Here is a 22,311-nt window from a genome sequence, read left to right as displayed (position 1 = left end):
GGCCACATGCATGGCCGGCCGCGCCGGTCGGGAGAAGACCGCCCCGAGGGCGGCCGGAAAAAATAAAGCATCGCACAAGCGATGCTTTACCGAATCCTGGTAGGCGCGAGTGGACTCGAACCACCGACCCCCACCATGTCAAGGTGGTGCTCTAACCAGCTGAGCTACGCGCCTTCTACGACGACGGACTATACCGAGCGGGTGGTACAGGCGCAACCGGCGCGGCGGCGAGCTCGGCGAGTTCAAGGTTCAAAGTTCAAGGTTCAAAGTCCGCCCCCGCACGGCCTTGCCCTTACCGACAGTGACCACGTTGCTTAACCCGCACACCGCCAAGAAGCCTCACGGGCGGAACCGCGCGAACCTTGAACCTTGGACTTTGAACTTGGAACTCGCCTTTGGCGAGCCCGACCGCGACGCGGTTAGACCGCGTCGCGGTCGGGCTCGCCAAGGGCGTACTTCTGCAGGCGCTTGACCTCGTCGCGCAGCTTTGCGGCCTCCTCGAACTCCAGGTTGCGGGCGTGCTGGTGCATCTGCTGCTCCAGCTCGCGGATGCGGCGAACGGCATCCGCGGTGCTGAGGCTCGCGTACTGCTTCGTCTCCGCCGCCACTTTGGCGTAGTGCTCCGGGGTATCGGGAGCGGCGGGACCGCCCCGCTCCATGACATCGGCAATGGCCTTGCGGATGCCCTGGGGGGTGATGCCGTGGGCCTCGTTGTGGGCGATCTGCTTCGCCCGCCGGCGCTCGGTCTCGTCGATGGCGCGGCGCATGGAATCGGTCATCTCGTCGGCGTAGAGAATGGCCTTGCCGTGCACGTTGCGAGCCGCGCGGCCGATGGTCTGGATGAGGGAGCGCTCGGCGCGCAGGAAGCCTTCCTTGTCCGCGTCCAGGATCGCCACCAGCGACACCTCCGGGATATCCAGGCCCTCCCGGAGCAGGTTGATGCCGACGAGCACATCGAACTCGCCGAGGCGCAGGTCGCGGATAATCTCGGTTCGCTCCACCGTGTCGATGTCCGAGTGCAAGTAGCGCACGCGCACGCCGTTCTCGTGCAGATACTCGGTGAGGTCCTCGGCCATGCGCTTGGTGAGCGTCGTCACCAGCACCCGCTCGCCGACATCGGCCCGCTCGCGGATCTCCGAGAGGACATCATCCACCTGGCTCGAGGCCGGGCGGATATCCACGGCGGGGTCCACCAGGCCCGTGGGCCGGACCACCTGTTCGGCCACGACCGCGGAGTGCGCTTTCTCGTAGGGGCCAGGCGTGGCCGAGACGTGGACCGCCTGGGGTGCCAGGGCTTCGAACTCTTCGAACTTGAGCGGCCGGTTGTCCAGCGCCGAGGGCAGCCGGAAGCCGTACTCCACGAGCGTCTGCTTGCGCGCGCGGTCGCCGCGGTACATGCCCCCGAGCTGCGGGATGGTGACGTGGGACTCGTCCACGAACAGGATGGCGTCCTCGGGGACGTAGTCGAACAGGCAGGGCGGCGGCTCGCCGGGCCCGCGCCCGGAGAGATAGCGCGAGTAGTTTTCGATGCCGTTGCAGTAGCCGAGCTCCTGCATCATCTCCAGATCAAACTGGGTGCGCTGCTCCAGGCGCTGTGCCTCCAGCAGCTTGCCGGCGTTGCGCAGTTCCTCCAGGCGCTCGGCAAGCTCCACCTTGATCTTCTCGATAGCGGCGAGGACGGTCTCCCGCGGCGTGACGTAGTGCGTCTTGGGGTAGATGGTGAGCCGTGGCACCCGGCGCAGGACCTCGCCGGTAAGCGGGTCGAACCAGGACAGGCTCTCGATCTCGTCGTCGAACAGCTCCACCCGCACGGCCTCGTCCTCGGACTCCGCCGGAAAGATGTCGATGACGTCGCCGCGGGCGCGGTAGTTGCCACGGGCGAAGTCGTGATCGTTGCGCGCGTACTGAAGCTGCGCGAGCCGGCGCAGGATCTGGCGCTGATCGACGCGCTCGCCCCGGGAGAGGTGCAGCACCATCTTCAGGTAGGCGCTCGGGTCGCCCAGACCGTAGATGGAGGAGACCGAGGCCACGATGATCGTATCCCGGCGCTCGAGGATGGCCTTGGTGGCGGAGAGGCGCATCTGCTCGATGTGCTCGTTGATCGAGGCGTCCTTCTCGATGTAGGTGTCCGACGAGGGGACGTAGGCCTCCGGCTGGTAGTAGTCGTAGTAGGAAACGAAATACTCCACTGCGTTCTCCGGGAAGAACGCCTTCATCTCGCCATAGAGCTGGGCGGCCAGGGTCTTGTTGGGCGCGAGGATGATCGCCGGCCGCTGCTCGCGCGCGATCAGGCTCGCCATGGTGAAGGTCTTGCCCGACCCGGTGACGCCGAGCAGCGTCTGGTGCCGGTGCCCCGCCTGCAGACTCGCCGCGAGCGTGTCGATGGCCCGGGGCTGGTCTCCGGCGGGGGCAAAGTCACTGTGCAGTTCGAAGGTGCTGGACATGGCGGTTCAGAGGGTCAACCCTTTGCCGTATCATCACGGGCCGGCATACTAATCGGCTCGACAGTATTGTCAGGTCTCAGCGAGGCTGTGCGCCGCTGCGGCAAGGCGCGAGTCGCGCAGTGTAGCCGAGCTACATAAGCGGCGAGCAACGCAGTCCGCAGCGGCGCACAGCCTCGCCCTGCGGGAGCCCCGGAGCGGGCCGGCGGCGGCGTTGCGCTCGCTTGACGTGGAATCACCACGCCGGCGCTCCCGCGCCTTGCCGCCGGCCCGCTCCGGGGCTCTGAGACCTGACAATACTGTCGAGACGATTAGTAACGTCATCGGAGGTCGCACTTGGACATTCAACTGGCGAAGCGCGTTCAGCGGGTAAAGCCGTCGCCGACGCTGGCCGTCACGGCGCGGGCCGCGGAGATGCGCGCGGCGGGACATGACATCATCGGGCTCGGCGCGGGGGAACCCGACTTCGACACGCCGGAGCATATCAGGGCGGCCGCCATCGAGGCGATCCACAACGGCGAGACCCGCTACACCGCGGTGGACGGCACCCCGGCGCTGAAGCAGGCCATCCGCAACAAGCTCAAGCGCGACAACGACCTGGACTACGAGGGCAACCAGATCCTCGTCTCCAACGGCGCCAAGCAGAGCCTGTACAACCTCATGGCCGCGGTGCTGGACGAGGGCGACGAGGTGGTGATCCCGGCGCCGTTCTGGGTGTCCTATCCGGACATGGCGCTGCTCGCCGACGGCGTGCCGGAGATCATCGAGGCCGGCCAGGACCAGCGCTTCCGCATCACCCCGGAGCAGCTCGACGCCGCCATTACCGACCGCACCCGGATCGTGATCCTGAACAGCCCCTCCAACCCGACCGGCAGCGCGTACAGCCGTGCCGAGCTGGAGGCCCTGGGCGAGGTGCTGCGGCGCCACCCGCAGGTGCTGATCGCGAGCGACGACATCTACGAGCACATCCTCTGGGCGGGCGAGCCGTTCTGCAACATCGTCATGGCCTGCCCGGACCTCATGGACCGCACGGTGGTGGTCAATGGCGTCTCCAAGGCCTACGCCATGACCGGCTGGCGCATCGGCTATGCCGCAGGTCCCGCACGGGTGATCGGCGCGATGAAGAAGATCCAGTCCCAGAGCACGTCCGGGGCGAGCTCGGTCTCCCAGGCGGCGGCCGTCGCTGCGCTGGACGGCGACCAAGGGGTGGTCGGTCCAATGGTCGAGGCCTTCAAGGAGCGTCATGACTACGTCGTCGGCCGGCTCAACGGCATGCGCGGCGTCGAGTGCATCACCTGCGAGGGCACGTTCTACTGCTATCCGAACGTCAAGGGCGCCATCGATGCCCTGGACGGGGTCAGCAACGACACCGAGCTCGCGGAGCACCTCATCGAGCAGGCCAACGTGGCACTGGTGCCGGGCACAGCCTTCGGCCTGGCGGGTTACGTCCGAATCTCCTATGCCACCAGCATGGAAAACCTGCAGAAGGCAATGGATCGCCTAGAGGGCGTGTTCGGGCGCAAGTGAAGCGTGACCGCCACCGGCGCCCGCGGGGCGCCGGTTGACGGCAGCGGCAGAGCCGATAGACTACGCAGCCTATTCCCCGGTAGCTCAGCGGTAGAGCAAGTGGCTGTTAACCACTGGGTCGGCGGTTCGAATCCGTCCCGGGGAGCCAATTCGCATGCGGAGAAGGCGCTTCCAGTGGAAGCGCCTTTTTCATGCGCGTCATATTGCCGTACCGCCGCCGTGCAGTCCGGACTCCGAACCAAGGGGCCGCCCCAGCGCGCATCAATACCCACCCAACTTACCGGCATGCCTCGCCGCAAGCATAAATGCGACTTCCACCCTCCTGTGCGCAGTCTGTGTTCAAATACTTTACAAATTCTCACTCTTGTCATGCGCACCCAATCGCATCGCGCTGATTTTTCCCGCGATTAGTTGATTGGCCTGCAGTTTGCATACGAAGTCATTGCGAAGCACAACAAGGGGGAGAAATATGCGACTTCGATATACTGGATGCCTTGCCATTCTTGCAGGCAGTCTGCTTGCGGTTAACGCCGCCAGCGCGGCGACCACCTATGACGGGATCACCTTCCCATCAGGTGATGTTTCCTTTGCGGATGAATACCTTGACGTTATCGTTGGTGATCCTGCTCCGACGGCCGGTAACTTTGATCCAGCGGCGAGCTTGGGCCCTCCGAACGACGGAGAGGCGGCCTACTCGCTGGGTCAGGGTGGCTTCATCACTTACCGGTTCACGGACAACTCCCTCACCGGGAGTGACAGCGACCAGGCGGATCTTCATATCTTCGAGGTGGGGCCTCTGGTAGAGGATACGTTCGTGTGGATCAGTGACGACAACGAGAACTTTCTGAGCGTAGGCTCGGTGACCGGGAGTACGTCCAGCATCGATATTGACCCGTTCCTGGCGGATGCGGGAATCGATCCTTTCACGCAGTTCTCCTATGTCCGGCTTCAGGACGATCCCAACGAAAATACCAGCAATGTGACCTACGCCGGAGCAGACATTGACGCCGTTGGCGCGATATCCTCCGCCGCGCCAGTGCCCGACAATGGCACCGTACCCCTGCCCGGCACCGCGCCGCTGCTTGCCATGGGCATGCTCGGTCTCATCGCCGCGCGTGCCCGCTGCTCGTCACCTCGCCGGGGCGCTTCTCTATCCTGAGACGTCAGACGCAGCCGGGCCGCAACTCGCAGCGGCCCGGCTCGTCACCCCATGGCAGGATCACTCGCGCGCCGCTAGGTACTCGCGGAAGGCCGCCCCCAGCTCGGGGTGCTTGAGGCCATACTCCACCGTCGCCTGCAGGTAGCCGAGCTTGTCGCCGCAATCGTAGCGGGTGCCGCGGAACTCGTAGGCGAAGACGTCCTCGTCCTTCATCAGGGCGGCAATGGCGTCGGTAAGCTGGATCTCGCCGCCAGCACCGGGCCGGGTCTGGCGCAGCTTGTTGAAGATGGCGGGGTTGAGGATGTAGCGGCCGACCACGCCCAGGGTCGATGGCGCCTTCTCCGGCGCTGGCTTCTCGACGATGCCGTGCATGCGCCCGAGGCGCTCGTCCACGGGATCGATGCTGACCACCCCGTAGCGGTCGGTGTGGTCCTTGGGCACACGCTGGACGCCGATCATGCTGGCGACGTGGTTGTCGTACTGCTCCACCATCTGCGCCAGGCAGCCGTGGCCCTCCGGATCGTCGATCAGGTCGTCGGCGAGAATCACGGCGAAGGGCTCATCCCCCACCACCGGCTCGGCACAGAGCACGGCATGACCGAGCCCCAGGGCCTCGGACTGGCGGATGTACACGCAGGCGACGCTGCTCGGCACGATGTTGCGCACCGCCTTCAGGCGATCCAGCTTGCCCTTGCTCTCGAGCTCGGTCTCGAGCTCGTAGGCCTTGTCGAAGTGGTCCGGGATGCTGCGCTTGTTGCGCCCGTTGACGAACACCAGGGTCTCGATCCCGGCGCGCACGGCCTCCTCGGCGGCATACTGGATCAGTGGCTTGTCCACCACCGGCAGCATTTCCTTGGGGTTGGCCTTGGTGGCGGGCAGAAAGCGGGTGCCGAGCCCGGCAACCGGGAACACGGCCTTGCGGATGCGTTTCGCCATTGTCCGTTGCACTCCAGCGGGTTAATCAACGCCCCGGAGCGTAACCGATGGCGGGGGCCCTGTCAGGCGCCCCGCCAGCGGCGTGTCGTCACTCGACGGTGACGGCGTCGCGAAGACGCTCCATGGTGGTCTCGCCGATGCCGTTGACGCGCACCAGCTCCTCGACGCTCGCGAACGGGCCGTTGGCCTCCCGCTCCTCGATGATCGCCTCGGCGGTGGCCGGACCGACGCCGTTCAGCGTCTGCAGGGCCTCCGCATCGGCAGCATTGACGTTCACGGGATCGGCCGCCAGGGCCGCGGTGGACGCGACGGCGAGGCACAGGCCCGCCAGCAGATGACGCAGGATACGCATGGGAGAGTCTCCTTCCCTGGTTGATGGACTGGCCCGCCGCCTGGGCGGACCGCCCCGCCGTCGTGGCAGGACGCTGAGAGATTAGCAACACCGTGAACGAGGTCAACCCTAGCCCGCATCCCTCACCGATTCGCGGCTGCGGGCCAGGAGCCTGCGCCGTAGAACGTCTCCCGGCTGCGGCGCAGGCTCCTAGGCGAGCTCGGCCTCGAGCGCGGCCAGCGCCGCGGCCGGATCCGCCGCCGCGGTCACCGGGCGTCCGACCACCAGATCATCCGCCCCGGCGGCAAGGGCCGCCGCCGGCGTCATCACCCGACGCTGGTCGTCCGCGCTGCTGCCGGCGGGCCGGATACCAGGGGTGACCAGCCGGCCCCGAGGATAGGCGGCACGCAGGCGGCGGGCCTCCTGCGCCGAGCAGACCATCCCATCCAGCCCCGCCGCCATGGCAAGTCCAGCCAGTCGGTCCACGGCGGCCGCCGGCGGACCGGCGAGGCCCAGCTCGGCGAGCGTCGCCTCGTCGTGGCTGGTGAGCACGGTGACGGCGGTGAGCAGCGGCCGCTCGGCGCCCTCGCCGATGGCCTCACGGGCGGCGGCGAGCATCCGGCTGCCGCCGAGGGCGTGCACGTTGACCATCCACACCCCGAGGTCCGCCGCGGCCCGGCAGGCGCCGGCGACGGTGTTCGGGATGTCGTGGAACTTGAGGTCCAGGAACACGTCCCAGCCGCCATCCACCAGCTCCCGCACCAGCCCCGGCCCGCCGCGCACGAACAGCTCCTTGCCCACCTTCAGCCGGCACCGCCCCGCCGGCAGCCGCGCCACCAGCCGCCGCGCGGCGTCGGGGTCGGGGAAGTCGAGGGCGATGATGAAGCGCGACACGGTTGGGGGCTTCCTCGTTACGGTGACTGTCACGGCGCCGGTGGCCGGCCGATTCGCGGCATCGATGGATGCGGGTTCAAAGTTCAAGGTTCAAGGTCCAAAGACCTTCTCCGCGCGGTATTGGTCAGCATGGCGGTGCGGCGGGTAACTTTGAACTTTGAACTTGCAACTTTGAACTCTGCAGGGGGAGTAGGGCGCAAAGCGCCCTACTCCCCCTGCAGCCCCCTGACCGGCTTGATCGTCCCCCACTGCCGGCAGCTCGGGCACTGCCAGTGGAGCTGGCGGGCCTCGAAGCCGCATTCGCGGCAGCGGTAGGGCATGCGGTCGCCCAGCAGTGCGGTGAACAGCTCCTGCAGCACGCGCAGGTCCCGCTGGCGGCGGCGGTCGGGGTCGTTGTCGTCGATGTTCAGCTCGATCAGGCGGTTGAGGCCTCGCACCGAGGGCCGTCGGCGCAGCTGGGAGGCCATGAACTCCACCGCGGCCTGCCGGCCCTCATGGGCCTGGATCAGCTCGGAGAGCTTCATGACCACCGACATACCCGGGTAGCGGTTCAGCAGGTGGTGCAGGTAGCGCAGAAACCCCTCCTCGTTGCCCTGAATCTGATAGCAGGTCTCGAGCCGCGGTAGCACCTCGGGGATGTAGTCCAGGTCCTGGTTCTCCACCCGCTGGTAGGCCTTGATGGCTGCGCGCCAGGCCTGCTCGCGCTGCTCCAGATCACCCCGCAGGATCGAGGCGCGCACGCACTGGCCGTCGTAGCCTAGCGCCCGCTTGATCAGACTGCGCACATGTCCGGGCTCGGCGTGGTTGCGCAATGCCTCCTCCGCCTGCTCGCAGGCGAACTGCGCCATCACCGGGCGCAGGTCCTCGCCGCTGCGGCTCTGCAGGCGCGCCGCCACGGCAATGGCCTGATCCCACTCCTTCTCCTGCTGGTAGATGTCGAGCAGCTGGCGGAGCGCCGTCTCGGCGTGCTCGTCCAGCTCCACCACCTCGGTGAACAGGCTCTCCGCCCGGTCCAGCAGCCCGGCGCTCATGTAGTCCTTGGCGAGCTCCAGCAGTGCGTAGCCGCGCTGGGTGCGCTCCAGCGAGGGCCGCGCGATCAGGTTCTGATGGATGCGGATGGCGCGGTCGACCTCGCCGCGGCGGCGGAACAGGTTGCCCAGGGTGAGATGGGTCTCGGCGGTGTCCTCGTCCACCTCCACCATCCGGGTGAAGACCTCGATGGCCTTGTCCGGCTGCTCGTTGAGGAGGTAGTTAAGGCCCTGGAAGTAGTCGCCGCTCAGCTCGCGCTCGGCCTGCCTCCGGCGCCGGTCGCGGCGCCCGATGACCCAGCCGGACAGGGCCGCCACCGGGAGCAGCAGCCATAGCAGCTCGGGCATCGTCAGGGATTGTTCCGGATCGGCAGCTTGCGCAGCTCCGAGAGCTCTTTTTCGGCGTCGGCGATCTGCCGCCGCAACCGCGCGAGCTGGCGACGCTGGCGGAAAACCATACCGACGGAGGAGAGGACACCCAGCACCGCGCCGACGACAACGGCGATCACCATCCACAGCGAGATGGGCATGGAAAGCTGGCCGAAGTAGAAATTCAGCTCCGCCGACTCGGCATTGAGCATCGCGAAGCTCAGGCCCAGGGCCACGACGAGCACGGCGATGACGAGGGCAATCAGGCGTCGCATGTCAGTCTTCCCGGCCGGTAGGCAATGCGAGCTAGTTTAGCAGGCCGACGCGGGATGCCGGCTCAGGCCCGGATGGGCTTGTCCCGATTCTGGTTGACGCGCTCACGCATCTCCTTGCCGGGCTTGAAGTGGGGCACGTACTTGCCCGGCAGCGCCACCGGCTCTCCGGTCTTGGGATTGCGGCCGATACGCGGCGGGCGATGATGCAGCGAAAAGCTGCCGAAGCCGCGGATCTCGATGCGTTCGCCGGAGGAAAGTGCCTCGCTCATCTGTTCGAGCAGGGTCTTCACGGCCAGCTCCACGTCCTTGTAGGCGAGGTGCTGCTGGCTCGCGGCGATCGTTTCGATGAGTTCTGATTTGGTCATCGCTCAACACCCGCACAAGCAATCCGCTGGCGGCGCCAGCCGGATCGGTCTGCAATGGGACGTGGCATTCGGGTGGGTGGGCATGCACCGCCCGCCATTGGCGGCCGGCGGTGCGCCCGCCCGGGATTCAGTCGTCCTGATCCCGGTTCTGCATCTGCTCCTTGAGCAGATCCCCCAGGGTTGTGGTGCCGGCACTGCCGGGCCGGCCGTAGTCTTCCACGGCGTCGCGGTCGTCCTGCTGATACTTGGCACGCACGGAGAGGTTGATCATCCGGTTGCGGCGATCGACGGCGACGAACTTCGCCTCGACGCTGTCGCCCTCCTTCACCACGTTGCGGGCGTCGTCGACCCGGTCGCGGGAGAGGTCGGAGGCACGGATGTAGCCCGGCACGTCATTGCCGAGGTCGATGACCGCACCCTTGGCATCCACCTCGGTCACCGTGCCGGTGACCACCGTGCCCTTGGGGTTGTTGGCCACCCACTGGGAGATCGGGTCCTGGGCCAGCTGCTTGACGCCGAGGGAGATCCGCTCGCGCTCCGGGTCCACCGAGAGCACCACTGCCTCGACCTCCTCGCCCTTCTGGAAGTCGCGGATGGCCTCTTCGCCGGTCTCGCTCCAGGAGAGGTCGGAGAGATGCACCAGGCCGTCGATACCGCCCTCGAGGCCGACGAAGATGCCGAAGTCGGTGATCGACTTGATAGCGCCGACGACGCGGTCACCCTTGTTGTACTTCGCGGCGAACTCGTCCCACGGGTTCGGCTGGCACTGCTTCATGCCGAGCGAGATGCGGCGGCGCTCCTCGTCGATGTCGAGGATCATCACCTCGACCTCGTCACCGATGGCCGCCACCTTGGCCGGGTTGACGTTCTTGTTGGTCCAGTCCATCTCGGAGACGTGGACCAGACCCTCGACGCCCTCCTCGATCTCGACGAAGGCGCCGTAGTCGGTGATGTTGGTCACCCGGCCGACCACGCGGCTGCCCTCGGGGTAGCGCCGGCCGATGGCCTCCCACGGATCCTCGCCCAGCTGCTTGAGGCCGAGGGAGACGCGGTTGCGCTCGCGGTCGAACTTGAGGACCTTGACCTCGATCTCGTCGCCGACGTTGACCACCTCGGAAGGGTGCTTGACCCGCCGCCAGGCCATGTCGGTGATGTGCAGCAGGCCGTCGATCCCGCCGAGGTCGACGAAGGCGCCGTAGTCGGTGAGGTTCTTGACGATGCCCTTGAGCTGCTGGCCCTCCTGCAGCTTCTCGAGCAGAGCCTCGCGCTCGGCGCTGTACTCTTCCTCGACCACCGCGCGGCGGGAGACCACCACGTTGTTGCGCCGGGGGTCGAGCTTGATCACCTTGAACTCGAGGTCCTTGCCCTCGAGGTAGGTGGTATCCCGCACCGGGCGGATATCCACCAGCGAACCCGGGAGGAAGGCACGGATGTGGCCGAGGTCGACAGTGAAGCCGCCCTTGACCTTGCCGCTGATCTGACCGGTGACGGTCTCGCCGGCGTCGTACGCCGTCTCGAGGACCTTCCACGCGCGCGCCCGCTTGGCCTTCTCCCGCGACAGGCGGGTCTCGCCGGAACCGTCCTCGACCGCGTCGAGGGCCACCTCGACATCGTCGCCGACGTTGATCTCGACGTTGCCCTGCTCGTCCATGAACTGGCGCAGCGGGATGATGGCTTCCGACTTGAGGCCGGCGTTGACGATGACATCCTCGCCGTCGATGGCCACGACCTGGGCCGTGACGATCGAGCCCGGCCGCATATCGGTCTGCGCGAGGCTCTCCTCGAAGAGTTCTGCAAAGCTTTCGCTCATGGGTTCACTGGATTCCCGGACCGTCACCGATCCGTTTGGTTGCTGCTGACATGGGCAGTCGTCGCCGTGACGTTGCCCGCTCCCGGAGTCTCCGCGCCCGCTAACGGCCCAGCCGCTCGCGGACCCGGCTCATGACCTGCGCCACCACGCTTTCCACCGGCACGCCGGTGGTATCGATGGTGACGGCATCCCCGGCCGGCACCAGCGGCGCCACCTCACGGTTGGCGTCGCGCTCGTCCCGCGCCGTGATCTCCCGTAAAAGGTCGGTGAGATTACCACCGAGACCCTGCTCCTTCAACTGCTTATGGCGCCGCCGGGCGCGTTCCTCGGCGGAGGCGGTGAGGAAAACCTTCACCTCGGCATCGGGGAAGACCACGGTGCCCATGTCGCGGCCGTCGGCCACCAGTCCGGGGGGCTCGCGAAAGTCGCGCTGACGGGCCAGCAGCGCCTCGCGCACGGCCGGGAGCACGGCGAGGCGCGACGCCCGCTCGCCGCAGGCCTCGCTGCGTATCTCCGTGCTCACCTCCTCGCCGTCGAGCCGGACCTCGGTGCCGCCATCCGCGCGCGGCCGGAACTCGAGCCGCATGCCGCGGGCGACCCGCAGCAGACCGGGCACGTCGTCCACATCGACACCGGCGCGCTCCGCCGCCAGCGCCAGCAGCCGGTAGATCGCACCGCTGTCCAGCAGATGCCAGCCGAGCTCCCTGGCCACCGCCCGCGCCACGGTGCCCTTGCCGGCACCGCCGGGGCCGTCCAGGGTCAGCACCGGTGCCGGCGTCATGCCCCGGCCTCCACGGTGATGGCGAGCCCGGCATCCCGTGCCATGTCCACGAAGCCGGGGAAGGACGTGTCCACCTCCGTGCAGTCGTCGATGAGGATCTCGTCCTCGGCCGCCAGTCCGGCCATGGCAAAGGCCATGGCGATGCGGTGATCGCCGTGGGCACGTACCTGCCCGCCGCCGAGCCTGCCGCCCTGGATCCGGATGCCGTCGGGCTGCGGCTCCGCCGTAATGCCGAGGGCCGCGAGACCGTCGGCCATGACCTGAATGCGATCGCTTTCCTTCACCCGCAGCTCCTCGGCGCCGGCCAGCCGGGTCTCGCCCTGGGCGCAGGCGGCGGCGACGAAGATCGCCGGAAACTCGTCAATGGCAAGCGGCACCAGCTCCGGAGGAATCTCGATGCCGTACAACGGCGCATGCCGCACGGCGATTCGTCCCACCGGCTCGCCGCCCACTTCGCGCTGGTCCTCGATCTCGATGTCCGCCCCCATGCGCCGCAGGATTCCGATCACCCCGGTCCGTGTCGGATTGAGCCCGACGTGCTCCAGCACCAGCGCCGAGCCCGGCGCGATGCTCGCACCCACCAGAAAGAACGCCGCCGAGGAGATGTCTGCCGGCACCACGATGGGCCCGCCCTGCAGGCGGCCGCCGCCGCTGAGCCGGACGCTGGCGCCGTCGCGATGCACCGGATAGCCGAAGCCCGCCAGCAGGCGCTCGGTGTGGTCCCGCGTGGGTGCGGGCTCGGTCACCCGGGTCTCACCGTCGGCGTAGAGACCCGCCAGCAGCAGCGCGGATTTCACCTGTGCGCTCGCCACCGGCAGCGCATAGTCGATGCCGCGCAGCCGCTGGCCGCCGTGGATGCGTAGCGGCGCGGTGCCCTCGGCGCTGGTGTCGATCCGCGCCCCCATGGCGGCCAGCGGCTCGGTCACCCGGCGCATGGGCCGGCGCATCAGCGAGGCGTCGCCCAACAGCGTGCTGTCGAATGCCTGGCCCGCCAGCAACCCCGCCAGCAGGCGCATGGAGGTCCCCGAGTTGCCGAGATCCAGCGGTCCGTCAGGCGCGCGCAGGCCGTGCAGCCCCACGCCGCGGATGCGCAGCCGGCCGCGGCGCGGCCCTTCGGCCTCGACGCCGAGGGCCCGAAAGGCGGCCAGGGTTGCGAGCGCGTCAGCCCCCTCCAGGAACCCGCCGATCTCGGTGGTGCCCTCGGCGAGGGCCCCCAGCATCACCGCGCGGTGGGAGATGGACTTGTCCCCAGGAACCCTCAGCGCCCCGGACAGGCGCCCGCCGGGGCGGACCCGGAAGCGCCGGCCCCTCTCTGCCGCATTCGTCATTGCTGCCTCCTGCCCGATGCCGGCCGATGGCCGTGCCCGGGCCTCATTTCTCGAAGATGTGCAGATGGCGGTCCCGGGTGCGCTTGGCATTGCGGAACACCGCCTCCAGCGCATCACCGTCCGCCGCCGCCACCATGGCCGTGAGCCGCTCCAGGTCCTCCCGGTAGGCGGCCAGTGCCGCCAGCAGCGCCTCACGATTGCCGAGGCAGACGTCACGCCACATCACCGGATCGCTGGAAGCGATGCGGGTGAAGTCGCGAAAGCCGCCGGCGGCGTACTGAAAGATCTCGTCGTGGTCCGGCGAGCGCGCCAGCATGTCCACCAGACCGAAGGCGAGCAGGTGCGGCAGATGCGACGTGCCCGCCAGCATGCGGTCGTGGGCGGTCACGCCCATCTCCACCACCTCCGCCCCGGCAGCACTCCAGAGCCCGCGGACGGTGGCGAGGGCCTCGCCGTCAGTGTGCCGATCCGGTGTCAGAATCACCCGGCGCCCGCGGAACAGCGTGGGGAAGGCCGCCTCCACACCGCTCTTCTCGGTACCCGCAATCGGATGCGCCGGCACGAAGCGCGCCGGCAGCGCCCCGAACACGGCCTCGGCGTCCGCCACCACGCAGCCCTTGGCACTGCCGACGTCGGTGATCACGGTGCCCTCGCCAAGCCCCGGGCGGAGCGCGGCAAGCACCGGGCGCATGGCGCCAAGCGGCACGCCGAGCAGGACCACGTCGGCACCCTCCGCCGCCCGCGCCGGCTCCAGCTCGTAGCGGTCCAGCACGCCCAGGGCCAGCGCCCGCTCGAGGGGCTCGGACCGGCGCCCGGTGCCCACCACCTCGCCCACGGCGCCCGCGGCCCGCAGGGCGAGCGCCAGCGATCCGCCGATGAGGCCGACGCCGGCGATGCACAGACGCTCGATGACCACGCCGCTCAGCATCCTCCGAGCAGGCCGCCACGCCGACAGTCCGCAAGGGCCGCCAGCAGCCGGTCGTTCTCCCCTGGGCGCCCGACGGTGATGCGCAGCCACTCGGGCAGCCCATAGCCCGCCACCGGACGCACGATCACCCCGGCGCGCAGCAGCGCCTCGTTGACCGCCGCCGCGTCCCCGACCCGGGCGCAGACGAAGTTGCCCGCCGAGGGCAGAACCCGCAGCCCGAGGCTCTCGAGGCCGGTGGTCAGACGGCCCCGCTCGGCGGCGTTCTCCGCCACCGAGCGGGCGATATGCGCCTCGTCCTCCAGCGCCGCCAGCGCCGCGGCCTGGGCCGCCGCATTGACGTTGAAGGGGTGCCGCACGCGGTTCATGAGGTCCGCCACCGCCGGGTGGGCGATGCCATAGCCGACCCGCAGGCCGGCCAGACCGTAGGCCTTGGAGAAGCTGCGGGTGAGCACGAGGTTGGGATGGCGCTCGAGCCAGCGGCGCCCGTCAACGTAGCCGGGTACGTCCAGGGCGTACTCCACATAGGCCTCGTCCAGCACGACGATGACCTCGCGCGGCACCGCCGCCAGCAGCGCCGCCACCGCGTCACCGTCCACCCAGGTGCCGGTGGGGTTGTTGGGATTGGCCACGAACATCACCGCGACGCCGGGGCGCCGCGCCGCCTCGGCCATGGCGGCGAGGTCATGGCCGAAGGGCTGGGGATGGTCGGCCGGGTTGGCCGGCACCACCACCGCCTCGGCGCCGGCGCTGCGGGTGGCGATGGGATAGACGGCAAAGGCGTGCTCGGCGAACACCGCCGAGCGCCCCGGCGCCAGGAAGGCGCGCGCCACCAGGTCCAGCACATCGTTGGAGCCGTTGCCGAAGATCAGGCACTCCGGCGCGACGTCATGCACCGCAGCGAGATGCTGACGCAGCGCCCAGGCACCGCCGTCCGGGTATCGGTGCGCCCCGGCCACCGCCTCCTGCGCCGCCGCCAGCGCCCGTGGGCTCGGCCCCAGGGGATTCTCGTTGGAGGCGAGCTTGACGATGTCGCTCACCCCGTACTCCCGGGCCAGCTCCCCTTCCGGCTTGCCGGGCTGATAGGGCGTAAGGCCGGCGATGCCGGGGGCGGCGAGGGAGGTGGGGTCGAAGTTCGCTTGTGTCATGGTTGCCCGAATGTTTGCGGGGTAGTGACAAGTGGCAAGTTGCAAGCTGCAAGTTGCAAGGGAGAACGGAAGGCCTTAGGTCGTGCGCGGCGAAGCCGTTTGCGACATCACCCCATCGCTCCTCCACCAGCGACGCGGTCGGGACGTCGCACAGCGCTACGCGCTGCACGACCTACGCTGATATCCCGCTTGAAACTTGCCACTTGCAACTTGCAACTCCCCCGGGCCGCGCTAATGCGCGGCCCGGGGGTAGGAGCCCAGAATCTTCAGCAGACTCGCCAGCTGCTGCATCTCGCCGAGGGCGCGCTTCAGGGTCGGGTCCTCGGCGTGGCCGAGGATGTCGATGAAGAAGACGTACTCCCACATGCCCTGGCGCGAGGGCCGGGACTCCAGCCGCGTCATGTTCAGCCCGTAGCGGGCGAGCGGCGCCAGCAGGCCGGCGAGGCCGCCGGGGCGGTTCTCGCGGGCCACGACGATGGAGGTCTTGTCCTCGCCGGACGGCGGCGGCGACTGCTCGCCGAGGACGAGGAAGCGCGTGGTGTTCGCCGCGCCATCCTGCACCGAGGGGTAGCGCACGCCGAGGCCGTAGCGCTCGGCGGCCGCATCCGAGGCCAGGGCGGCGGCGGTGGGATCCTCGGCGGCCAGGCGGGCCGCTTCCGCCGTGCTCGAGACGGCGATGCGCTCCGCCCTCGGCAGGTTGGTGTCGAGCCACACGCGGCACTGCGCCAGCCCCTGCTGATGCGAGTAGACGCGCTGCACGGTGGACGGGTCCTCGGCCAGCGTGGCCAGGTTGTGCCGCACCGGCAGCTCCACCTCGCCGACGATGTGCAGCGAGGAGTTCAGGAAGCGGTCCAGCGTGTGGGAGACCACGCCCTCGGTGGAGTTCTCCACCGGCACCACCCCGTACTCCGCCGAGCCCGACTCCACCTCGCGGAAGACGGCGTCGATCCCATCCAGTGGCAGGCTCTTGACGCCGTGGCCGAAGTGCTTGATCGCCGCCTCCTGGGTGAAGGTGCCCTCGGGCCCGAGGAACGCCACCGTGAGCGGCCGCTGCAGGGCCAGGCAGGCGGACATGATCTCGCGGAACAGCCGGGTGACGTCGGCATCCGGCAGCGGACCGGCGTTGGCCTCGCGCATGCGCCGCAGCACCTCCACCTCCCGCGCCGGGCGGTAGAAGTCACCGGCGTCGCCGGCCTCGCGCTTGATGCGCGCCACCTCGCGCGCCGCCTCGGCGCGCTCGTTGATCAGGCGCAGCAGCTGCTCATCGATCTCGTCGATGCGCGCCCGTACGCTCTGCAGGGCATCGTCGTCGCTCACCGCGTTCCCCTCTCCCCCCGCTGCGTCGTTACTCGATCACCCGCACGCTCAGCACCCCCTCGATGCCACGCAGCCGCTCCACCACCTCGGCGGGGATGCGGCCGGCGACATCGGTGACCGTGTAGGCGATGTCTCCGCGGGACTTGTTGACCATGTCGTCGATGTTGAGCCCGGCCTCGGCGACGGCCGTGGAGATCTGCCCGAGCATGTTCGGCACATTGGCGTTCACCACCGTCAGTCGGTCGCCGCTGCCGTTGCGCGGCAGCACCAGCTCCGGGAAGTTCACCGAATTGACCACGTTGCCGGTCTCGAGGAAGTCCCGCACCTGATCGGCCACCATGATGGCGCAGTTCTCCTGCGCCTCGTGGGTGGAAGCCCCCAGGTGCGGCAGTGCGACCACGTCGTCCCTTCCTTTAAGCGCATTGCTCGGGAAATCGCAGATATAGGAGTGCAGCCGGCCGCTGTCCAGGGCGCCGGCCACCGCCTCCACGTCCACGACCCCGGCGCGGGCGAAGTTCACCAGCACCATCCCCTTGCGCGCCGTGGCGAGGCGCGAGCCGTTGACCATGTGGCGGGTCGTGTCGGTCTCGGGCACGTGCAGGGTCACCATGTCCGACTCGGCGAACACCTCGTCGATGCTGTGGGCCCGGCGCACCGCGGCCTCCAGCCGCCAGGCGCTGCGCACGGTGATGTCCGGGTCGTAGCCGATGACGTTCATGCCGAGCGCCCGCGCGGCATTGGCGACGTTGACGCCGATGGCGCCGAGTCCGATCACGCCGAGGGTCCGTCCCGGCAGCTCGAAACCGGTGAAGCGCTTCTTCTCCGCCTCGGCCTGCTGGTTCATCTCCGCGTCGCTGCCCTGCAGCTGGCGGGCGAAGTCCCAGGCCGGGCAGATATTGCGGGCCGCCAGGAACAGGCCCGCGATCACCAGCTCCTTGACGGCGTTGGCGTTGGCCCCGGGCGCGTTGAACACCGGAATGCCACGCCGGCTCATGGCCTCGACGGGGATGTTGTTCACGCCGGCGCCGGCCCGGCCCACCGCCTTGAGGGTGTCCGGGATCGGCCAGTCGTGGAGCTTCGCCGAGCGCAGCAGCACGGCATCCGGATGCTGGATCTCGGAGGAGGCCTCGAAGAGCTCCCGCGGCAGCCGGTCGAGGCCCTTGGCCGAGATGTTGTTCAGCGTGAGGATCTTGTACATTGGGTTCCTCCCGGTCGCGGCAGCCGCCGGTTCAGCCCCGGCGGCGCTCGAAGTCCTGCATGAAGTCGATCAGCGCGTCCACGCCCGCCTCGGGCATCGCGTTGTAGAGGCTGGCGCGCATGCCGCCCACCGACCGATGGCCCTTCAGCGTCTTCAGGCCGGCGGCGGAGGCCTCGGCGAGGAAGTCGCCGTCCAGGCTGCTGTCCGCCAGCACGAAGGGCACGTTCATCCAGGAGCGACAGGCCGGGTCCACGGGGTTGCGATAGAAGTCGGAGCCGTCGATGGCGGCGTAGAGCTTCTCCGCCTTGCGCCGGTTGTGCTCGGCCATGGCCTCCAGACCGCCCTCGCGCTTCAGCCACTGGAACACCAGCCCGGCGATGTACCAGGAGTAGGTGGCAGGGGTGTTGAGCATGGAGTCCGCCTCGGCCTGTCGGGCCCAGTCCCAGATCGCCGGCGTGCCGGGCCGGGCGCGGCCGAGCAGGTCCTCGCGCACGATCACCAGGGTCAGCCCCGCCGGCCCGAAGTTCTTCTGGGCGCCAGCGTAGATCACGCCGAAGCGGGAGACGTCCAGCGGCCGCGAGAGGATGGTGGAGGACATGTCCGAGACCAGCGGCACTTCGCCGGTCTCGGGGATGTCGTGGAACTCCACGCCGGTGATGGTCTCGTTGGCGCAGTAGTGGACGTAGGCTGCCTGCGGGTCGAGCCGCCACGCGTCCGGGGCCGGGATGCTCATGGGGTCGCCCGAGCCCCCCTCGGCGGCGACGTTGACCTCCCCGTGCCCGCGGGCCTCGGCGATGGCCTTCTTCGACCAGCTCCCGGTGTCGAGGTAGTCGGCACGGCCGTTGTCGCCAAGCAGGTTGAGGGGGACGGCGGCGAACTGCCCCGTCGCCCCACCCTGCAGGAACAGCACCTTGTAGTTGTCCGGTACCGCGAGCAGATCCCGCAGGTCCTGCTCCGCCTGGGCGGCGATGCCGACGAATTCCTTGCCGCGATGGCTCATCTCCATCACGGACATGCCACTGCCCTGCCAGTCGAGCATTTCCTCGGCGGCCTGCCGGAGCACGGGCTCCGGCAGCACCGCCGGACCGGCGCTGAAGTTGAAGACTCGCGACATGGGTTCGCTCCAGAGCTTTGCGTGAATAACCGGTGGGCGCCCGGGCCAGGACGCGAAGGGGCGTCGCAGTGTGCCTGCTACTCCTCCTCGTCCTCGCCCAGCGCCTCGATGCGTGCGATGCCAACCAGCTGCTCGTCGTCGTCCAGGCGGATGAGCTTCACGCCCTGGGTGTTGCGCCCGAGCACGGAGATCTCCTCCACGCGGGTACGCACCAGCGTGCCGCCGTTGGTGATGAGCATGATCTCGTCCTCCTCGACCACCTGCGCTGCGCCGACCACCTGGCCGTTGCGCTCGGAGGTCTGGATGCAGATGACGCCCATGCCGCCGCGGCCACGGATCGGGTAGTCGGCGACCCGCGTGCGCTTGCCATAGCCGTTGGCGGTGACGCTGAGCACATCGCCCTCGCCGAGGATCAGGCACTGGATCACCGACTGCCCGGGCCCGAGGCGAATGCCGCGCACGCCGGCGGCGGTGCGGCCCATCGGGCGCACCTCCTCCTCGCGGAAGCGCAGGGCCTTGCCGGCGTCGGTGATCATCATGATCTCGCGCTGGCCGTCGGTGACGCCGACGTTGACCAGCCAGTCGTCGTCGCCGAGGTGTGCGGCGATGATGCCGGTGGAGCGCGGCCGCGAGAAATGCGACAGCGGCGTCTTCTTGACCGTCCCGCGGCGGGTGGCCATGAACACGAAGTGATCGTCGTCGAACTCGCTGATGGGGAGCACGGTGTTGATGCGCTCGCCCTGCTCCAGCGGCAGCAGGTTGACGATGGGCTTGCCGCGCGCGCCGCGGGCGCCATGGGGCAGCTCGTAGACCTTGAGCCAGTAGACCTTGCCCCGGCTCGAGAAGCAGAGCAGCGTATCGTGGCTGTTGGCGACCCAGAACTGGTCGACGAAGTCCTCGTCACGCATGCGCGTGGCGGCCTTGCCTTTGCCGCCGCGGCGCTGAGCCTGATAGCCGTCCAGCGGCTGGGACTTGGCGTAGCCGTTGTGGGAGAGGGTCACCACCACGTCCTGGGGGGAGATCAGGTCCTCGGTGGTGAGGCTGAGGCGCTGCTCGAGGATCTCGGTGCGACGCTCGTCGCCGTAGCGCTCGCGGATGTCCGCGAGCTCCTCGCGGATCACCTGCATCAGCCGCTCGCTGCTGCCGAGGATGGCCAGCAGCTCCTCGATGGTGTCGAGGATCTCACGGTACTCGTCGACGATCTTGTCCTGCTCGAGGCCGGTCAGCCGGTGCAGGCGCAGGTCCAGGATCGCCTGGGCCTGGGTCTCGGTGAGCTGGTAGCGGCCGTCCACCAGGCCGACGTTGCGGCCGAGCCCCTCGGGGCGTGAGGCCTCGGCGCCGGCGCGGGCGAGCATGTCACTCACCACGCCCGGAGCCCAGGTGCGGCCCACCAGCGCCTGCTTCGCATCCGCCGGCCCGGGCGAGGCCTTGATCAGCGCGATCACCTCGTCGATGTTGGCGAGCGCGACCGCCAGGCCCTCCAGCGTGTGGGCCCGGTCGCGGGCCTTGCGCAGCTCGTAGACCGTGCGCCGGGTGACCACCTCGCGGCGGTGGCGGAGGAAGGCCTCGAGGATGTTCTTCAGGTTGTGCTGGCGGGGCTGGCCCTCGTGCAGTGCCACCATGTTGATGCCGAACACCGTCTCCAGCTGGGTGTGCTGGTAGAGGTTGTTCAGCACCACCTCGGGCACCTCGCCGCGGCGCAGCTCGATGACCATGCGGATGCCGTCCTTGTCGGACTCGTCCCGCAGCTCGGTGATGCCCTCGACGCGCTTCTCCTTGACCAGCTCGGCGATCTTCTCCAGCAGCCGCGCCTTGTTCACCTGATAGGGCAGCTCGTGGACGATGATGCTGACCTTGCCGTTGCGCTCGTCGGTCTCGAAGCTGCAGCGCGCGCGCATCACCATGCGCCCACGGCCGGTTCGGTAGGCCTCGCGGATACCCTCGACGCCGTTGATGATGCCGCGGGTGGGCAGGTCCGGCCCGGGCACGTAGGCCATGAGGTCCTCGACCGTGAGGTCCTCGTCGTCGATCAGGGCGACGCAGGCATCCACCACCTCGCGCAGGTTGTGCGGCGGCACGTTGGTGGCCATGCCCACGGCGATGCCGGAGCCGCCGTTGACGAGGAAATTCGGCACCTTCGTCGGCAGCACCTGGGGCTCGCGCTCGGAGCCATCGTAGTTGTCGGTGAAGTCGACGGTTTCCTTGTCGATGTCCGCCAGCAGCTCGTGGGCGATGCGCGCCATGCGCACCTCGGTGTAGCGCATCGCCGCGGCGTTATCGCCGTCGATGGAGCCGAAGTTGCCCTGCCCGTCCACCAGCGGATAGCGCATGGAGAAGTCCTGGGCCATGCGCACGATGGTGTCGTAGACGGCGGAGTCGCCGTGGGGGTGGTACTTACCGATGACGTCACCCACCACGCGGGCGGACTTCTTGTAGCTCTTGTTCCAGTCGTTGCCGAGCTCGCGCATGGCGAACAGGACCCGCCGGTGCACGGGCTTGAGGCCGTCGCGCACGTCCGGCAGGGCGCGGCCGACGATCACGCTCATGGCGTAATCGAGGTAGGACTGCCGCATCTCGTCCTCGAGATTGACCGGCAGGATCTCCTTGGCAACGCTCGACATCGGGCGGTCTCACTTCTCGGGAGTGGGGGCACAATGCAGGCGGCCCGGTGATGCACCGGGCCGCCCGCGGATAGCCGTCAATCATACCACGCGCTGGCCGCCCCCGGCAGCGCCCGCCCTGGTGGCGGCACCGGACCGCGGCCGGCGGCGAGCGGGCCCCGCTGCTCGGCCCCGGGGCGGCGCCGTCAGGGCTCGACGCGGCGCGCCCGCTCCACCACCACCGGGTCCACCGGCACGTCCGTCATCGGACCGCGCCGGCTGGTCTGCCCTTCGGCTATGCGCTGGACCACGTCCATTCCCTCCACCACGCGGGCGAAGACGGCGTAGCCGAAGTCCCGCGCACCGTGATCGAGAAAGGCGTTGTCCGCGAGGTTGATGAAGAACTGCGAGGTGGCACTGTCCTTCGCCTGAGTGCGGGCCATGGAGAGGGTCCCGCGTTCGTTCTTCAGGCCGTTGTCCGCTTCGTTGACGATGGGCTGACCCGTGGGCTTGCGCGAGAGGTCCTCGGTGAAGCCGCCGCCCTGGACCACGAAGCCGGGGATCACGCGGTGGAAGATGGTGCCGTCGTAGAAGCCGTCGTCCACGTAGCCAAGGAAGTTCTCCACGGTCACCGGGGCAGCGTCCGCCAGCAGCTCCAGGCGGATTTCGCCGGCGCTGGTCTCGAATACCACCTCGGGATTGCCGTCTGCGGCGGCGGAACCGATGCCGGCCGCCATGGCCAGGGTAAGCAGGGGAAGGCGCATG

At 68.7% G+C, this 22,311-nt stretch carries 19 protein-coding genes and 2 tRNA genes; 3 read left to right on the top strand and 18 right to left on the bottom strand.

Translation table 11 applies throughout. The features are described from left to right. Positions 1–97: 97 nt before the first annotated feature. Together LMH63_RS08495 and uvrB are read right to left on the bottom strand one after the other, a co-directional pair. Positions 98–174, bottom strand: a tRNA-Val gene (locus tag LMH63_RS08495). Positions 175–419: 245 nt separating this feature from the next. Continuing rightward, positions 420–2,444, bottom strand: coding sequence for an excinuclease ABC subunit UvrB (gene uvrB, locus LMH63_RS08490; RefSeq protein ID WP_109680261.1), 2,025 nt, complete (start codon positions 2,442–2,444; stop codon positions 420–422). Positions 2,445–2,777: 333 nt separating this feature from the next. Between uvrB and LMH63_RS08485 the strand changes: the two genes are divergently transcribed. The 3 genes from LMH63_RS08485 (at position 2,778) to LMH63_RS08475 (ending at position 5,127) form a co-directional block, all read left to right on the top strand. Continuing rightward, on the top strand, positions 2,778–3,968 hold the full coding sequence (locus tag LMH63_RS08485; protein ID WP_109677957.1) for a pyridoxal phosphate-dependent aminotransferase: 1,191 nt from the start codon (positions 2,778–2,780) through the stop codon (positions 3,966–3,968). A 73-nt stretch (positions 3,969–4,041) separates the two neighbouring features. Continuing rightward, positions 4,042–4,116, top strand: a tRNA-Asn gene (locus LMH63_RS08480). A 321-nt stretch (positions 4,117–4,437) separates the two neighbouring features. Beyond that, positions 4,438–5,127 (top strand): PEP-CTERM sorting domain-containing protein, encoded by a 690-nt coding sequence (locus LMH63_RS08475; RefSeq protein WP_146205193.1) that lies wholly within the window; start codon positions 4,438–4,440, stop codon positions 5,125–5,127. Between the two features lie 60 nt (positions 5,128–5,187). On the opposite strand, the gene galU is transcribed toward LMH63_RS08475, so the two are convergent. The 16 genes from galU to LMH63_RS08395 all read right to left on the bottom strand — a co-directional run bounded on the left by galU (position 5,188) and on the right by LMH63_RS08395 (position 22,310). After that, a complete protein-coding gene (galU, locus tag LMH63_RS08470; RefSeq protein WP_109677960.1) occupies positions 5,188–6,063 on the bottom strand; it encodes a UTP--glucose-1-phosphate uridylyltransferase GalU in 876 nt (291 codons plus the stop codon). 88 nt (positions 6,064–6,151) lie between these two features. Beyond that, positions 6,152–6,415 (bottom strand): ComEA family DNA-binding protein, encoded by a 264-nt coding sequence (locus LMH63_RS08465; RefSeq protein ID WP_109677962.1) that lies wholly within the window; start codon positions 6,413–6,415, stop codon positions 6,152–6,154. A gap of 189 nt (positions 6,416–6,604) precedes the next feature. Next, a complete protein-coding gene (gene pyrF / locus LMH63_RS08460; protein ID WP_109677964.1) occupies positions 6,605–7,288 on the bottom strand; it encodes an orotidine-5'-phosphate decarboxylase in 684 nt (227 codons plus the stop codon). Positions 7,289–7,494: 206 nt separating this feature from the next. After that, a complete protein-coding gene (lapB, locus tag LMH63_RS08455; protein ID WP_109677966.1) occupies positions 7,495–8,664 on the bottom strand; it encodes a lipopolysaccharide assembly protein LapB in 1,170 nt (389 codons plus the stop codon). A 2-nt stretch (positions 8,665–8,666) separates the two neighbouring features. Further along, positions 8,667–8,960 carry a lipopolysaccharide assembly protein LapA domain-containing protein gene (locus tag LMH63_RS08450; RefSeq protein WP_109677968.1) on the bottom strand — a complete coding sequence of 98 codons (294 nt, stop codon included), beginning with the start codon at positions 8,958–8,960 and terminating at the stop codon, positions 8,667–8,669. Between the two features lie 62 nt (positions 8,961–9,022). Then, positions 9,023–9,325, bottom strand: a complete 303-nt coding sequence (locus tag LMH63_RS08445; RefSeq protein WP_109677970.1) for an integration host factor subunit beta — start codon at positions 9,323–9,325, stop codon at positions 9,023–9,025. A 127-nt stretch (positions 9,326–9,452) separates the two neighbouring features. After that, the gene (rpsA, locus tag LMH63_RS08440; RefSeq protein ID WP_109677972.1) at positions 9,453–11,135 is read right to left on the bottom strand and encodes a 30S ribosomal protein S1; all 1,683 of its coding nucleotides are present in this window, start codon (positions 11,133–11,135) and stop codon (positions 9,453–9,455) included. A gap of 100 nt (positions 11,136–11,235) precedes the next feature. After that, the gene (gene cmk / locus LMH63_RS08435; RefSeq protein WP_109677974.1) at positions 11,236–11,916 is read right to left on the bottom strand and encodes a (d)CMP kinase; all 681 of its coding nucleotides are present in this window, start codon (positions 11,914–11,916) and stop codon (positions 11,236–11,238) included. Then, the gene (gene aroA, locus LMH63_RS08430) at positions 11,913–13,244 is read right to left on the bottom strand and encodes a 3-phosphoshikimate 1-carboxyvinyltransferase (RefSeq protein WP_109677976.1); all 1,332 of its coding nucleotides are present in this window, start codon (positions 13,242–13,244) and stop codon (positions 11,913–11,915) included. Before aroA ends, cmk begins: the two co-directional genes overlap by 4 nt. 43 nt (positions 13,245–13,287) lie before the next feature. Then, a complete protein-coding gene (locus tag LMH63_RS08425; RefSeq protein ID WP_233242717.1) occupies positions 13,288–14,160 on the bottom strand; it encodes a prephenate dehydrogenase in 873 nt (290 codons plus the stop codon). Between the two features lie 5 nt (positions 14,161–14,165). Continuing rightward, positions 14,166–15,317 (bottom strand): histidinol-phosphate transaminase, encoded by a 1,152-nt coding sequence (gene hisC / locus LMH63_RS08420; RefSeq protein ID WP_109677980.1) that lies wholly within the window; start codon positions 15,315–15,317, stop codon positions 14,166–14,168. Between the two features lie 231 nt (positions 15,318–15,548). Further along, complete coding sequence (gene pheA, locus LMH63_RS08415) at positions 15,549–16,634, bottom strand: prephenate dehydratase (RefSeq protein ID WP_109677982.1); 1,086 nt, start codon at positions 16,632–16,634, stop codon at positions 15,549–15,551. Between the two features lie 28 nt (positions 16,635–16,662). After that, on the bottom strand, positions 16,663–17,832 hold the full coding sequence (locus LMH63_RS08410; protein ID WP_109677983.1) for a phosphoglycerate dehydrogenase: 1,170 nt from the start codon (positions 17,830–17,832) through the stop codon (positions 16,663–16,665). A gap of 31 nt (positions 17,833–17,863) precedes the next feature. Continuing rightward, positions 17,864–18,946 carry a 3-phosphoserine/phosphohydroxythreonine transaminase gene (gene serC, locus LMH63_RS08405; RefSeq protein WP_109677985.1) on the bottom strand — a complete coding sequence of 361 codons (1,083 nt, stop codon included), beginning with the start codon at positions 18,944–18,946 and terminating at the stop codon, positions 17,864–17,866. 77 nt (positions 18,947–19,023) lie between these two features. Next, positions 19,024–21,567, bottom strand: a complete 2,544-nt coding sequence (gene gyrA, locus LMH63_RS08400) for a DNA gyrase subunit A (RefSeq protein WP_109677987.1) — start codon at positions 21,565–21,567, stop codon at positions 19,024–19,026. Between the two features lie 185 nt (positions 21,568–21,752). Then, positions 21,753–22,310 (bottom strand): peptidylprolyl isomerase, encoded by a 558-nt coding sequence (locus tag LMH63_RS08395; RefSeq protein ID WP_109677989.1) that lies wholly within the window; start codon positions 22,308–22,310, stop codon positions 21,753–21,755. Position 22,311: the final 1 nt, after the last annotated feature.

This window comes from Spiribacter halobius, assembly GCF_020883455.1.
In the GTDB taxonomy this organism is placed as follows: domain Bacteria; phylum Pseudomonadota; class Gammaproteobacteria; order Nitrococcales; family Nitrococcaceae; genus Sediminicurvatus; species Sediminicurvatus halobius.
This window is presented reverse-complemented; position numbering and strand designations above follow the sequence as displayed.